Source organism: Saccharopolyspora phatthalungensis (assembly GCF_014203395.1).
Taxonomy (GTDB): Bacteria; Actinomycetota; Actinomycetes; order Mycobacteriales; family Pseudonocardiaceae; genus Saccharopolyspora; species Saccharopolyspora phatthalungensis.
In genome coordinates this window covers 1627630-1640197 of record NZ_JACHIW010000002.1, presented here as the reverse complement: position 1 = coordinate 1640197, position 12568 = coordinate 1627630, and the positions used below count along the sequence as shown (strand labels likewise).

Below are 12568 nucleotides of genomic sequence, written 5' to 3'. Positions count from 1 at the left end.
GCATCGAACCAGCACCGTTAGGGGACTGCGCTGCAAGGCCCGTAGGATTTCTTCCGCCGGGTCGGTAACCCAGCGCACACATCTTGAAGGTCGGCGCCTACTCGCGCATTTTCACAGGCCGCCTGGCCGTCCGCTGCCGGTCTCCAGGCGAGTCCATCCCTCTTGGGGGGACCCCGCTGGTGGCGGCATCTCCGCCGGCGTCGAGCGAAGCGAACAATGCCGACTACACCCGGGTGCCCGCATCGAATGTCGCCCTCACCGAGTCGGACCTGCCGTGGGCCGAGCTTGCCGCCATCCCGGAAACCTACGCGACCGCCTAGACGTGCCGTTTCCGGAATCTGGAAATCATTCCGGAGCAGGCCTTGGTCATCCGGGGAGCGCCGCAGACTGGCCGTTGCTATGGCGTCACCGCCGGAGTCACAGACGTGGCAGGAGTAGGGCCACGGCGGGATCGTTACCCACCGTGGCCCACCACCGGGCACGTGGGCTTGACCGACACAAGATCAAGAAACGTGCCGATTGGCCGCTTACTCAGCGGCATCGCGACTCCCGTCCGGAATTGTCGCTGGGGCTCGGTTCATGTCGCGCGGCCAGGGCTGCGAGCGATCTGAGTGATCATCGACCCGTGTCTGCTAGATCGTCGAACTCGCCCACCTCGCATCCTTTGATCCAGGCGTCCATCTCGGCGAGGGTGAAGAACACGACGCCCGCTTCGGGATGTTTGCTGTTGCGTACGGCGATCCTGCCGTCGTGCAGCGGAGCGACTTCGACGCAGTTACTTCCCGCGTCGCCATTACCCGTTCTGCCCGGAGTGCTTGGCCGAGGTTCGGCAGCACGGGTAGCACAACGCTCAGCCGTCACCAGCTGATCATTGCACCATGAAGGGACGACTTCCTCTGTCCACTATGGCCATTGACCACGGCTGCCTACTCGACGGCGAGGTCAGGACGCTTGCGGTTTGTCGAGGTAGGTGTTGAGCAGGGCGTCCGTCTCAGACATCAGTACCTCGGGGATGACCTCGACGTAGTGGTTGAAACGACGGTCGCGCGCCACATCCCACAGCGAGCACACGGCGCCGTTGTACTTGTCCCAGGAGCCGATCACCACGCGCGGAAATCCTCGCCATTCATGTCCGCGATGGGCTTCTGGTCGATGGCTAGATCAACACGGTGGCGATGCGGCCGATCGCCCGGATAGCGGGCCCCAACTACGCCGGCCTCGGCGAGATCACCCAAATGCGGGCAATCGGTCAGACGCCGAAGACTGTTCTCACGCACGGCAACGAGTGACGACCGCAAGTTTTAGGGTTCTTCTGTCCCGGCGGCGAGTGCGCGCATGCGGGACCGGCCCGCCGCCGATGTGGGAGGGGGAGTGCAGCGGCGGCGGGCCGGAGCTTGAATCAGCGGATGGGTTGTCGGTTCAGATCGATGACACTTCCGGTGCGGAGTTCCGGCGACTTTTCATATGTGGTGGCGTTTTGGCATACCTCACACGGGGCGCCGCCGCCTTGGTACATCACGAATGCCAGCGGGAGCATTTCGCGGCAGGCGCTTACGTGGTACTCCGCAACTTCAGCTGGGGTCTGTGATTCGGATTCGACGGTGTGGATGAATCCGCCTTCGGAAGCAAAGGCGTGGCTGAGGGCGTCCAGCCCGGACTGCCGCCAGGTGTACTCGTTCATGGCGATGCTTTCTGGTCGTGCTGCCCCATGGGCAGCGTCTTGTTTTCTTGGATGGGCGAGCGGTCCCCGGTAGCGTCTGTGCCCACGCTGGGCACCAGCGCGGGATCGCCTGGGGGGCCGCGACGCGGGCGTGTCCGGACGGCATCTGCCGTGCACCGATTGTCCTTCTTCTCATCGCAGATCTCGATCAGCGTCAGGACGCGTGCCGAGAAAGTCAGCAAGAACAACCCGGCAGAGTCTGTTGAGAAATAAAGGTTTCCTCGAAGTGATGCGGCGTATGGGGCCGTGGTCGCGGGCACATACGCCGGCCCTCTCCAGAGGTATCGGCACCCGCTGAGGGACGTCCGCGACGACACGAAGCGCTGCGGTAGCTGACGGGTCTCAGCGTTGCAACCACCACCGACCGGCTCGGGAAGTTCGGAACTCACGACGCGATCCCTTCCACAGTGCTCAACTGGCCGGTCACAGTGCCGAACCCACGGTTTGCCACAGCGGAGGGCGCTGGGAGCGGCAGCCGTTGCGCATCCGCAAGGTGGGCACGTGCACAGTCCTGGCACTTGGTCGGAGTCCGTGCGGAAAAGCTCTCGCCGTTGGACGGAAACGCAGGCGAGTTGCACGCTGACCAGTAAGCGATCCGGCCACGGACGGCAATTGGCCGGGCACCGGCGAAGATCCGGTGTTCAAGGTCGCGGAATACGCCCACACCGACCATGTCGTGCTCGGCCGGGGGCAGCCCGGTCTCGGCGCCAACACGGGTCATCAGACGGCCCTCCCGTGCTCGGTGGTGAACCCAGTCAGCTTGTGCTCGGGCAGAGGGGAGACCTCCAGTAGTGACAGGGTCATCGCGCACCACCCCGGGACTCCTTGGTAGGCACGACGTACTGTGTCCCGTCGTATAGTGATCCTGGCAGCACCCGCCACCCGTGCTGTACGTAGCGCATGGCAGCTCTTTTCCCGTTCGCTTACCACCCATGTCGTAGCGGCCTTTTCGTCACAGCAGGCTCAACGAAGGCCCAAGGGCAGTTCTTGTCCACCGAGTACAGCAGAAAAGTGCTCTTTCCAGTATTGGCCACTGGCGGGCCATTGCTTACCGCCCGAGCGAGGTCCAGAAAGTGACATTGCGTTTTGCGGGGCAGCGGACAGCGGCACGGCATGGCCGACTAGGCTCTTGCAGCAACATCACAAACTGTCAGGAGGTACCCGTGATTTGTGCGGTCTTTTTCGACGTTGGTGAGACGTTGGTGGACGAGACCAGAGAGTACGGCACCTGGGCTGACTGGTTGGGGGTCCCGCGTCATACATTCTCTGCGGTGTTCGGTGCGGCCATTGCCCGCGGTCAGGACTATCGGCAGGCCTTTCAATACTTCCAGCCAGGCTTTGATCTAGGCCAGGAGCGCCAGCGCCGAGCCGATGCCGGGCAGCCCGAGAGTTTCGACGAGACAAACCTGTATCCCGACGTACGCCCCTGTTTGCGGGAGCTCCGCAACATGGGCGTGCAAGTCGGTATTGCCGGAAACCAGACGGCTCGGGCTGAGTCGATCCTGAAAGCTCTCGCTCTGCCGACCGACGTACTCGGCACTTCGGACAGCTGGGGCGCTGAAAAACCAAGTCCGGAGTTCTTCGGCCGTCTGATCGAGGAAGCACGCTGCGCCCCCGAGCACATTCTGTATGTGGGGGACCGGCTGGACAATGACGTGCGCCCTGCCCAAGCTTTAGGGCTCCAAACAGCGCTGATTCGGCGAGGGCCGTGGGGCTACATCCTCGAAGATGAGGCATCAGCCGATCACTGCCTTTTTCGAATCGCCGACCTCGCCGACCTACCCGAACTCGTACGTGCACACAACGCCCACGATGTCTAGACCGATCTCGTCGACGTGAGCGCGCGCACGCGGTCCTCAAGCATACGAGCGTGTGGCGTGTGGGACAGTTGGGTGAGGACAGAGGGAATTCGCTCGGCGGCCGTGCCGTACCACGTTTTCTGGAGCGATTCCAATGCGTCGGCTACGGCGGCAGCGGACCGATCAGCATCCTCTTGGGCATATGCCAGCGCCAAGTCGAGCAGCAGTACTGAATGCTGCTTGCCCTCATGCGGCCCGAGTCCCTCTAGTGCCGTGGTCAAGTTTCTTGCCGCCGCTGCGTAGCGTCCAGCCGCCAACTGGGCGCTGGCAGCAAATCCGTGTAGCCGTGATTCATCGTAGAAATCCAGCCAGACAGGGTCCGGGTTCCCGCCTTCGGCGACCAGAGCGTCTTGCGCATTGCCGATAGAACGGAGGCTGGCCTGGACCTCGCCGAGTTTGGCAGCGATCTCGGCACTGACCGAGTGCACCCACGAACGCAGCAACTTCCCGCCAGCGTGCTTAGCGTGGGCGTGGGCTGCGGCAATCAGGGGAAGCGCGGCTTCCTTGTCGTGAGCGAAGCCGGGGATGAAGCTGTTGTGCGCCAACACAGCCGCACTCAGTGCATGGTCACGCGCCTCCAAGCTGGCCTCGCGGGCAGTGTCGAAGAACCGCCCGGCTCGGTCAGCGTCGCGGAGGTCGAAAAATGCCAGTCGCGCGGACAGCAACGCCGACTCTGTCAAGGCGAATGCCAAGCGGCGACGGTGCTCGCTGTGTGAGGTTCTCTGCATCAACCGGACGCCGAACCGCGTGTGCTCGGCTACGGCGTTCAGCAACTCCTGTGGTGGAGCCGACCAGTACAGCGCCCGTTGGGCCGCAGTGATTTCCGCATAGGCCGCAGCTGAGGCGGAATTCACTCCTGAATCCGCCTCACCTGCGTACGCCAGGGTGTCCGCGGCCTCGGCGGTCGCATCCAGCGGCGCGATCAGCGGAAGCAGTCCAAACCCCACCACGCCACGGACGAACTGTTGCCGGGTAAAGCTTTCCGGTAAACCTGCGGACATAATCAGCAGCCTCCTCACACAAGAACCGTGCTCGTCATCACATGGCCTAAGGGACAGCTCCTCCGAGGTGAGCAAGCCCAGGCCGCTCGCCTCTAGCCCGAACACAAGCACGAGATGCTTACGAAACCGCACCTCGGGCCGGCGCTCGCCGGTCTCCCAGCGCCGGCAGGTATGGCCGTTCAAGGCAGCAGGCCCATCCCCTCCCTTTCCATGCTCTGCAGGAGCTGGCTCGCCAGCTCGTCGTGGCTCCAGCCACGCTGCATCCGTTCCCAGGCCAAACGGTTATTCGGCGGATAACGGTGCGGTACCCCCATCGAGACCCCTCGCACTACTTGAGCAGTGTCGCCCGCAGCGTAGAACGATCGACGCCGTGCGTCACCAACCGACTACCGCTGGCAAGCAATGGCCCACCAGTGGCCACCTGACGCGCAGGTCCAACCCACCTCTCGACTCCGTGAGCCCATCCGAGCCGTGAGTGCGCCGGTACGGGACCGTGAACTCCTGGCTGACACGGTCACGGATGCTGACTCGGCGTGCCACGCCCTCGATGAGGCAGGGTTAAGCCATGACTGAGAACCCGGTACTGCGTGACATCGCGGCCGACCATCCCGACGCCGCCGGGCTCATGGCTCAGCTGGAACACTTCCAGCTCAGCCTCTATGGTCATGCCGACCCCGCATGGGTCGACGCCGCAGAATTCACACCGCCACGAGGACTGTTCGTCGTCGCCTACCTCCACTGAGGTTCCCCCCGAGTGGTGGACAGGGGGTTTATGGGGATTCAGGCAGCCGCTCGAAGTGAGTTCTCGTAGTCGTCGGGACTGAGCATCCCGATCGCGGAGTGCCGCCGGACAGCATTGTAGAAGCGAACCCAATTGTCAACTGTGTCAACAAGTTCCGCTTGTGTGGCGTAGGTATGCCGGTAGTAGTGCTCGTGTTTGAACGTGGACCAGAACGATTCCGCAGGGCTGTTGTCCCAGCATTATCCGGCTAATGATCGTGGTTTCCGGTTGTTGGCCGGTTAACGCTTTTAGTCGTTTCGAGCTGTGAGGCGTCGGAGTTGTTCTTCGTGGCGGCGTACTCGGGTGGCGAGGGCGTCGAGGGCGGTGCGGAGGGTGGTGATCTCGTCGGTGAGGCTGGTGAGGGTGCCGCTGGTGGCGGATCGAGATCGGTGTTCCTCGATGACGGCGCGCAGGGTTGGGTTGCGGTAGAGGGTGGTGCGGCCCAGCCCGGTGTGGGCGGCGACGGCGGTGAAGGTGACGGCGTGGCCGTCGTGGTGGAGCTGGACGCAGGCGCGTTCGACGCGGCCCAGGGTGCTGGTGGTGGTCATCCGGCTTGGGCCTCGTTGATCAGAATGTCGAGTCGGGCGATGAGTCGTTGGTGGCGTTGGGCTTCGGCGATCCAGCCTCGTTGTTCGGCGTCGCGGGCGAGTGCTTCGGCGTCGACGCGTTGGGCGGCCAGGATGGGCAGCGAGCTGGGTTCGGTGTGGAAGCTGGGGCAATGCTCGCAGATGTTGGCGTAGGCGCAGGCGCCTTGGGCGGGTGCGCGGAGGCAGAACCCGCCGGCCAGACGGGATTTGAGCAATGGGGTGTTCTTCCAGTCGGCTCCGCCGGTGATGTCGGCCAGTGGCAGGCTGATCGTGCCGGTGGTGGGGGTGCGGGCCTGTTGTTTGGCGAGGTCGAGGGCTCGTTCGTATTCGGCTCGGACGGTGGTGTCGAACAGCCGACCGTAGCGCAGGCTCATCTCGGCGGAGACGTGGCCAAGTAGCGCCATCAGTGCTTGGAGTGAGACGCCGGCGTTGACCAGGGCGGTGGCGTAGGTGTGGCGGAGCTGGTGCGGGGTGAGGTGGTCGAGTCCCGCGGACTGGGCGGCGCGGTCGAGTTCGTGACGGACCGCGCTTTGGGAGAGGCGTCGGCCGTGGTGGGTGAACAGGAACTGGGCCCGGCGCCGGTAGCGAGGGTGCGGCATCGGCCGTCCGTGGGAGCGGATGGCGGTGATGTGGTCGATTAGGTCGAGGATGTCGTCATCGATGGGGATCATGCGCTCGGTCTCCAGTTTGCCGAGCGGGATTTTCAGCCAGCTGCCGTGGTCGGGGACTTCGTGGACGCAGTCGAGCTCGAGGTCGAGCAGTTCCCCGATCCGCAGTCCGCAGCTGCGTTGCAGTCGCAGGGCGGCTGCGGCGAGTTCGTTGCCGGGGTGTTCGGTCAGCACTGCGGTGAGTCGGCGGTCGACGTCGAGGGGCAGGTAGCGGGGCAGCGTGTGCGGGAGTTTGGGGACATCGTCGCGGAATATCAGCTTGCGGGGTGGCGCGTCGGGCCAGTCCCACTCGGTGATATCGGTCAGGAATCCCATCAGCGCGAGCACTCGCCGGGATCGGTCCGCGACGGTGATCGGCTGATCGTTTTTCGGGTTGACCGCGTCGACCAGCGACCTCAGGTAGGGCTCGATGTGCTTGCGGCGATCCAGCTCGGCGATGGAGCCGAGTCCGGGATCGACCTCGGCCAGGAAGACCCCGAAGTGCTTGAGCCGGGTCGCGAAGGCCGACACCGTTTTGGGCTGACAGGTCGCCCGCTTGCGTTCCAGATAGGCGATCACCGTCTCGCGGATCGGCGGCCGCAGGTCGGCGAGCCGGTCGGCGAACGGGACCGGCCCGCCCGAGCGTGGCAGCTCATCGACGATTCCCAAGTAAAACAGCACCCGTTGGGCATTGCTGACCGACGCCAGATAGTGCCTGTGCCCCTTGCCAGTTCGCGTCTCCCGCTCCTGGCACGCAGCCCGGAACTCGTCCAGATCGGCCACGGTGAGCAGATCCAGCGACCGTCCAGTCTGGATCAGCAGCCGGACCGGAACTTGGGAACCGGTGGCGAACCGGACCCGTTCGGTGAACCCGAGCTCGGCGGCCGCGGCCATGAACCGATCGAGATCCGGACCCAGCGGTGAATCCTTGACCTCCCTCCAGATGCTGGAAAGCTTGCGTTCCAGCAGATAGTCATAGCCCGGTTGCAGCACCCGATGCAGCATCAGGAACGTGATGATCGGCCGGGTCGAGCTTCCCGCCGACAAGCGGGTCTCCAAAGGCTGCACCGCCCACTGCCCGGGGTCTGGCCAGCGCTGGAAGAACACCCGAGCCGCCCCCGTGTAGGCGGTGTTTCCGCGTCCGGTCCGCCGCAGGTAGTCCAAGTAGGCGGCGTGCAGATCATCACTGGGAGCGGATGCGATCGCGAGCGGCATCGAATTCTGCTTTCACATGCGCCGGAGCCAAATGGATGTAACGGGCGGTGGTGTCGACATGAGCGTGTCCGAGCAACGCTTGCATCACCGCGAGATCGACCCCCGCTTCGGCCAGGGCGGTGCCGAAGGTGTGTCGCAGCGCGTGAGGATGCCCGCCGACGACGCCGGTAAGCCCACGGTGATAGCGGAAGATCGTGCGCAACCCGGCCGCAGTCAACGGCTGGCCCCGGTTCGGCCCCTTGGCCACGAGAAACAGACGGGCGCTTGCGGATTCGGGCCGCTCGGCCAGCAAATACACCTGGATCACCGAAGCGACGTCGGCATCCAGCGGGACCCGGCGTTCCCGCTGGCCCTTACCGACCACCCGCAGCCATCGGCCGCCGATATCGGCGTCGACGACGTCCAGGCCCAGCACCTCGGCGGAACGCAGCCCGCAATACAGCATCAAGCCCGCGATCGCCCGGTCCCGCCACGCATGAAAACTCGCCAGAAGCTCCGCCGCATCCGACTGCGACAGCGCCGTGGGCAGACGACGAGGCTCCCGGAGCCGAAGCGACGAACGGGTTTTCGGCCGACGGACGGTGTGCGCGAGCATCCCGCTGCGCTCACCCGCTACCAGCCAGCGGGCCTCCTTGCCTCTGGGGACTGGGTTTTTCACGTCCGGATCCCGCATCGCGGCGAACGCGAACAAACCCGAGATCGCCGCCAACCGCCGATTGATCGTCGTGGGGGCATACTGATCCATCCGACGGCCCGACAACGTGACCACGTTCGGCCCCGGCCTGCCCGCAACCGTAGCCTCCCGGCAGGCACGCAAGAACCGCAACAACACCTCCGTGGTCACCTCCGGCAACGGCTGCTCCTCAACGACGAGCCACCGGCAGAACGCCAACACGTCGTATCCATAGGCACGCACGGTCTTCGGTGAATAGTTCCGATCGGCCAAATACGCCAGGTACTCATCCACCAACCCGAACCGCGACGCGGCCGGCCCGGCCAACGCCCAGCCACCGTCCCGTTCCTCAAGCCGAAGACCGGCCTCGATACCCAAAGGAACAGACGTACCAGCCATGAACGCAGCCAACCGGCAAGTACCACTACCGCAGCGTGTCGCTGACCTGGACAAACACAACCATTAGCCGGTTAAGAGGGAGATCCCGGTCGCGCCCATCGACCGGCGCAGCCCGTGCCGGAAACACGCCTGCACGGTCAGGCCACCGGTGTACTCCCCGCCACGGTCGGAATGCAGGATCGTGCCACGACACCGGCCGCCTCGGGTAGCGACAGCGGCGTCGATGGCCTCGGTGACCATCTCCGAGCCGATGTGCTCGGAGATGCTGTAGCCGAGCACTTTCCGGGAATGACCGTCCCGGACCGCGCACAGATACATCTCGCCCTCACCGCAGGACAGGTAGGTGATATCGGTCAGCCACACCGCGTCCAGGCGGCCTTGGTCGAATTCCCGGTCGATGAGGTCCGGTGGGAACGACGCATGCGGGTCGGCCACGGTGGTTTTCACCTTGAATGTGCGCGGGCTGATGCCCTCCATCCCGATGCCGGCCATGATCTTGGCGACGGTCTTCTCGCTGACCACCTCGCCCCGCGCACGCAGTTCGGCGGTGATGCGGGGTGACCCGTAGGTGCCGCCGGACTCCTTGTGTATCTGGGTGATCTTCACCTCGAGGTCCGCCCGGCGCTGTGCGCGTGGTGTCAGCACGGTAGCCGCCGCGCGTTTGACATGCGCGTAGTAGCCCGAGGCCGACACGCCCAGAAGTCGCGCCATGCGACGCACCGAGAACCGCCCGGCCTTGCCTCCACCGCTGTTGGTGTCGGTGCCGGTCTCGGCGAGCGTGTCGGGGCCGGCGTACTTGGCCATCAGATCGAACCGTTGGGTTTCTTCTGCATCGCGGCAAAGTACGCCGAGGCTTTTACCAGGAACGCGTTGTCCTTCTCCAACTCGGCGACCTGTCTGCGCAACCGCAGCAACTCGGCCCGCTCCGCCGCCTCCAAAGGTTTCTCGCCCTGGACCTCGGCCGCGGCGATCCTGCGCCGCTCATCCTTGACCCAGTTATTCAGCAACCCGTCGTTGAGACCCAACTCACGAGCTACTTCAGCGATCGTGCGGCCGGAATCGATCACACGATGCGCAGCCTCGACCTTGAACTCGGCCGTGAACGACCGACGCTTACGAGGAGGCATGAGGACATCCTTCCAGCAGGAACCAATCCTGCCAACGTGGTGTCCACTACCCCGGGGGAACCCCACACGGCGAACCGGTTGCCTGCGGCGGATGTCACCGCCTCCTCAACGACACCGTCGAAATCAAGAAGATGTACAGAACCCCGAGACTGCGAAAACGGGGCCTGGGTCGCCTAATCCTCACACGGTTGGAGCGCTTCGCACTCCAAGCAGGCTCCCGACGGATCCGTCTTGAGAGCGGCGCGAAGAACGCAGACGCTCTCAAGTTGTACGAGGAGGCCGGATACCATCCCCCCGTACACCCTCTTTGTCAGGATGAGATGAGACACCTGGTGTGAGTGCCGGGTGCCTGAGCGAGGGCGGGATCGGAGATCCTGGTAGACGTGTCCACTTCATCATCTGACAGGTCCGGCGACCCGAGCAGGCAGTCTGATCCTGCCGCGCGGCCGTCGCGGCGGGTGTTCAGCCCGGAGTACAAGCTGGCGATCGTCGCTGAGTATGAGAACGCTCCGAACGGGGAGAAGGGCGCGATCCTGCGGCGGGAGGGTTTGTATTCCTCCCACGTCATCGAGTGGACGCGTGCCCGTGACGCCGGCGTTTTCTCCGCCGGCTCCGCCGGTGGTGCCGGCTGGGCGGCGCCGAAGCGGTCGAAGAAGACCGCCGAGCAGTTGGAGTTGGAGAAGCTGCGCCGGGAGAACGAGAAACTAAAGTCTGATCTGGGCAAGACCCGGATGGCGTTGGACATCATGGGAAAAGCGCACGCGCTCTTGGAAGATCTGTCCGAGAGCGCGGGCAGCGACGAGCCGCCGAGGACATCATGACCACCGCGTTCACCGAACTCCGCGCAGCGCAGGTCTCGGTGCGTCGCTCGTGTGAGCTGACCGGGATCGCCCGCGCCACCCATTACCGGCGGGCCAAGCCACAGGGCCCGGTGCATGGTCCGTGGCTGCCGCGTTCCCCTCCGCCGGCGACCCTGACCGAGGACGAACGGCAGGCCGTGCTGGACCTTCTGGCTAGTCCTGGCTACCAGGATTTGGCGATCCCGCAGGTCTGGGCGCGGGAACTCGACGAGGGGCGCTATCACTGCTCGGTTTCCACGATGTACCGCATCGCCCGCGCCGCCGGACAGGTCCGGGAGCGCCGGCGGCAAGCCACCCATCCGCCCCGCACACGCCCGGAACTTCTCGCGCACGGACCCTCCCAGGTGTGGTCCTGGGATATCACCGCGCTCAAAGGCCCGGTGAAAGGGGTCTGGTACAAGTGCTATGTCGTGATGGACATTTTCTCCCGGTACGTGACCGGCTGGCTGGTCGCCGCAGCCGAAGACTCCGTCGTAGCCAAAGAATTCCTCGGCGAGGCCATCACGCGCAACGGCATCGAGCCGCACACGATCCACGCCGACCGGGGCGGGGCCATGGTGTCCAAACCCGTCTCCGAACTCCTGACCGACCTCGGTGTCCTGCGGTCACATTCCCGCCCGCGTACCTCCAACGACAACCCCTATTCCGAGGCCCAGTTCAAGACCATGAAGTACGTGCCGGACTTTCCCGGCAGGTTCGGGTCATTAGAGGACGCCCGCGCCTTCTGCGACGGTTTCTTCCTGGGCTACAACCATGAACACCGTCACTCCGGTATCGGCCTGCACACCCCTGCCTCCGTCCACTTCGGAACAGCCGAACAGATCCGCACCCAACGGCAAACCACCCTCGACCGCGCCCACGCCGCACACCCCGAACGCTTCACCCGCCGCCCCAACCCACCAGCACTACCCCAAACGGCCTGGATCAACCAACCCACCGAAGATCAGCAACCAGTCCACTAAGCACAACCCGTCTCAATTTGACTTGAGTGTGCCACGAACGCAAGGAGTGAGTTGGTTGTAGGACGCCCCATGTAATGCGGTGCTGTGCAGGAGATGAAGGTTTTGTGGCCCTTCGGCGTCGCCTCCGCGGGGGGAGGCGTCAAACCACCTCAAGCCGCATTGGCTGAAGACCGTTGTGGTGAGCGTTGAGGAAAAGGCACACGTGATGTGTCAGGTAGGGATCGGGAAGGCGAGCGAGAGCGAACCGCTGATGACGTGTCGAAAATTGCAGACGACATCGAAACCGGGGCATTCAAGTAGTCCCGGGATGAGCCTGGCGGGTGCCCGCTGGCTGGCCAGGTGGTGTCCGGCATGGAGGCGGCGCGAGCCCGGTCTGCGGCTTCTGCATGGAACGTGGGAAAGCGAGTGCTGATACAGCCCGCCGCGTGCCGAAAGCGGCGCGGGAAGGCGAAAGGGAGTGCGCCGAGCGGCGGAAACCGTGAGGCGTCGAGTACCGATGCGGCACTCGCTGGCGGACCGGCTCGTAGTGTGCGCCGGGCGGCGCAGAGAGCTTGCTGGTGAAAGTCCAGCCGGACCGGCCCCAAGCGGGGTCCGTAGCCGAAGGCGGGGGTAATGCCTCGCTGGGCGCTGTTGGGAGGTGGATGTGATGGCCTTGGGCTGTTGGGTCGTGCTGACCAGTGGCGCAGGACAGGGCGCTCACCGTGAGGTGGGGTCTGAAGGGTTTGAGGCGAAACACC

At 64.6% G+C, this 12568-nt stretch carries 16 protein-coding genes and 2 pseudogenes; 6 read left to right on the top strand and 12 right to left on the bottom strand.

Annotated elements, in window-relative coordinates; translation table 11 throughout:
* The first annotated feature begins 179 nt into the window (after positions 1-179).
* Positions 180-320 (top strand): hypothetical protein, encoded by a 141-nt coding sequence (locus tag BJ970_RS37395; protein ID WP_221468366.1) that lies wholly within the window; start codon positions 180-182, stop codon positions 318-320.
* A gap of 295 nt (positions 321-615) precedes the next feature.
* On the opposite strand, the gene BJ970_RS33355 is transcribed toward BJ970_RS37395, so the two are convergent.
* From BJ970_RS33355 to BJ970_RS33340, 5 genes are all read right to left on the bottom strand, one after another.
* Complete coding sequence (locus BJ970_RS33355) at positions 616-861, bottom strand: DUF397 domain-containing protein (RefSeq protein ID WP_184731627.1); 246 nt, start codon at positions 859-861, stop codon at positions 616-618.
* An 81-nt stretch (positions 862-942) separates the two neighbouring features.
* On the bottom strand, positions 943-1107 hold the full coding sequence (locus BJ970_RS33350; RefSeq protein WP_221468365.1) for a hypothetical protein: 165 nt from the start codon (positions 1105-1107) through the stop codon (positions 943-945).
* Entirely contained in the window at positions 1101-1277 is a 177-nt protein-coding gene (locus BJ970_RS37390; protein WP_221468364.1) for a hypothetical protein, read from the bottom strand. The genes BJ970_RS33350 and BJ970_RS37390 overlap by 7 nt, the downstream gene beginning before the upstream one ends.
* Positions 1278-1399: 122 nt before the next feature.
* Positions 1400-1681 (bottom strand): hypothetical protein, encoded by a 282-nt coding sequence (locus tag BJ970_RS33345; protein ID WP_184731624.1) that lies wholly within the window; start codon positions 1679-1681, stop codon positions 1400-1402.
* Between the two features lie 424 nt (positions 1682-2105).
* Positions 2106-2441 carry a hypothetical protein gene (locus tag BJ970_RS33340; RefSeq protein WP_184731622.1) on the bottom strand — a complete coding sequence of 112 codons (336 nt, stop codon included), beginning with the start codon at positions 2439-2441 and terminating at the stop codon, positions 2106-2108.
* Between the two features lie 442 nt (positions 2442-2883).
* Between BJ970_RS33340 and BJ970_RS33335 the strand changes: the two genes are divergently transcribed.
* Entirely contained in the window at positions 2884-3540 is a 657-nt protein-coding gene (locus BJ970_RS33335; protein ID WP_184731620.1) for an HAD family hydrolase, read from the top strand.
* On the opposite strand, the gene BJ970_RS33330 is transcribed toward BJ970_RS33335, so the two are convergent.
* Positions 3537-4763, bottom strand: coding sequence for an NsdA family TPR-like regulatory protein (locus BJ970_RS33330; protein ID WP_184731619.1), 1227 nt, complete (start codon positions 4761-4763; stop codon positions 3537-3539). The two genes, BJ970_RS33335 and BJ970_RS33330, sit on opposite strands and share 4 nt — an antisense overlap.
* Before the next feature lie 382 nt (positions 4764-5145).
* On the opposite strand from BJ970_RS33330, the gene BJ970_RS33325 reads away from it, so the two are divergent.
* Positions 5146-5322 (top strand): hypothetical protein, encoded by a 177-nt coding sequence (locus tag BJ970_RS33325; protein WP_184731616.1) that lies wholly within the window; start codon positions 5146-5148, stop codon positions 5320-5322.
* Between the two features lie 38 nt (positions 5323-5360).
* On the opposite strand, the pseudogene BJ970_RS40275 reads toward BJ970_RS33325, so the two are convergent.
* From BJ970_RS40275 to BJ970_RS33295, 6 genes and pseudogenes are all read right to left on the bottom strand, one after another.
* Positions 5361-5549, bottom strand: a pseudogene (locus BJ970_RS40275) (integrase core domain-containing protein); the annotation flags it as partial.
* A gap of 60 nt (positions 5550-5609) precedes the next feature.
* Entirely contained in the window at positions 5610-5909 is a 300-nt protein-coding gene (locus BJ970_RS33315; protein WP_184731614.1) for a DUF6262 family protein, read from the bottom strand.
* Positions 5906-7810: a tyrosine-type recombinase/integrase gene (locus BJ970_RS33310; protein ID WP_184727270.1), complete on the bottom strand. Its 1905-nt coding sequence runs from the start codon at positions 7808-7810 to the stop codon at positions 5906-5908. Before BJ970_RS33310 ends, BJ970_RS33315 begins: the two co-directional genes overlap by 4 nt.
* The gene (locus tag BJ970_RS33305; RefSeq protein ID WP_184725899.1) at positions 7779-8882 is read right to left on the bottom strand and encodes a tyrosine-type recombinase/integrase; all 1104 of its coding nucleotides are present in this window, start codon (positions 8880-8882) and stop codon (positions 7779-7781) included. The genes BJ970_RS33310 and BJ970_RS33305 overlap by 32 nt, the downstream gene beginning before the upstream one ends.
* 63 nt (positions 8883-8945) lie before the next feature.
* The gene (locus tag BJ970_RS33300) at positions 8946-9686 is read right to left on the bottom strand and encodes an IS3 family transposase (RefSeq protein WP_184727934.1); all 741 of its coding nucleotides are present in this window, start codon (positions 9684-9686) and stop codon (positions 8946-8948) included.
* A complete protein-coding gene (locus BJ970_RS33295; RefSeq protein WP_184727273.1) occupies positions 9686-10009 on the bottom strand; it encodes a transposase in 324 nt (107 codons plus the stop codon). The genes BJ970_RS33300 and BJ970_RS33295 overlap by 1 nt, the downstream gene beginning before the upstream one ends.
* Before the next feature lie 77 nt (positions 10010-10086).
* Between BJ970_RS33295 and BJ970_RS40270 the strand changes: the two are divergent.
* The 3 genes and pseudogenes from BJ970_RS40270 to BJ970_RS33280 all read left to right on the top strand — a co-directional run.
* Positions 10087-10347 (top strand): annotated as a pseudogene (locus BJ970_RS40270) (GNAT family N-acetyltransferase); the annotation flags it as partial.
* A gap of 45 nt (positions 10348-10392) precedes the next feature.
* Entirely contained in the window at positions 10393-10830 is a 438-nt protein-coding gene (locus BJ970_RS33285) for a transposase (protein ID WP_184731612.1), read from the top strand.
* On the top strand, positions 10827-11831 hold the full coding sequence (locus BJ970_RS33280; RefSeq protein ID WP_221468363.1) for an IS3 family transposase: 1005 nt from the start codon (positions 10827-10829) through the stop codon (positions 11829-11831). Before BJ970_RS33285 ends, BJ970_RS33280 begins: the two co-directional genes overlap by 4 nt.
* Positions 11832-12568: the final 737 nt, after the last annotated feature.

Excerpts from the sequence above, each read along its gene's own strand:
- BJ970_RS33310 (WP_184727270.1), bottom strand. The coding sequence starts at position 7,810 with ATGCCGCTCGCGATCGCATCCGCTCCCAGTGATGATCTGCACGCCGCC.
- BJ970_RS33305 (WP_184725899.1), bottom strand. The coding sequence starts at position 8,882 with ATGGCTGGTACGTCTGTTCCTTTGGGTATCGAGGCCGGTCTTCGGCTT.
- BJ970_RS33340 (WP_184731622.1), bottom strand. The coding sequence starts at position 2,441 with ATGACCCGTGTTGGCGCCGAGACCGGGCTGCCCCCGGCCGAGCACGAC.
- BJ970_RS33295 (WP_184727273.1), bottom strand. The coding sequence starts at position 10,009 with ATGCCTCCTCGTAAGCGTCGGTCGTTCACGGCCGAGTTCAAGGTCGAG.
- BJ970_RS33315 (WP_184731614.1), bottom strand. The coding sequence starts at position 5,909 with ATGACCACCACCAGCACCCTGGGCCGCGTCGAACGCGCCTGCGTCCAG.
- BJ970_RS33345 (WP_184731624.1), bottom strand. The coding sequence starts at position 1,681 with ATGAACGAGTACACCTGGCGGCAGTCCGGGCTGGACGCCCTCAGCCAC.
- BJ970_RS33280 (WP_221468363.1), top strand. The coding sequence starts at position 10,827 with ATGACCACCGCGTTCACCGAACTCCGCGCAGCGCAGGTCTCGGTGCGT.
- BJ970_RS33325 (WP_184731616.1), top strand. The coding sequence starts at position 5,146 with ATGACTGAGAACCCGGTACTGCGTGACATCGCGGCCGACCATCCCGAC.
- BJ970_RS33300 (WP_184727934.1), bottom strand. The coding sequence starts at position 9,686 with ATGGCCAAGTACGCCGGCCCCGACACGCTCGCCGAGACCGGCACCGAC.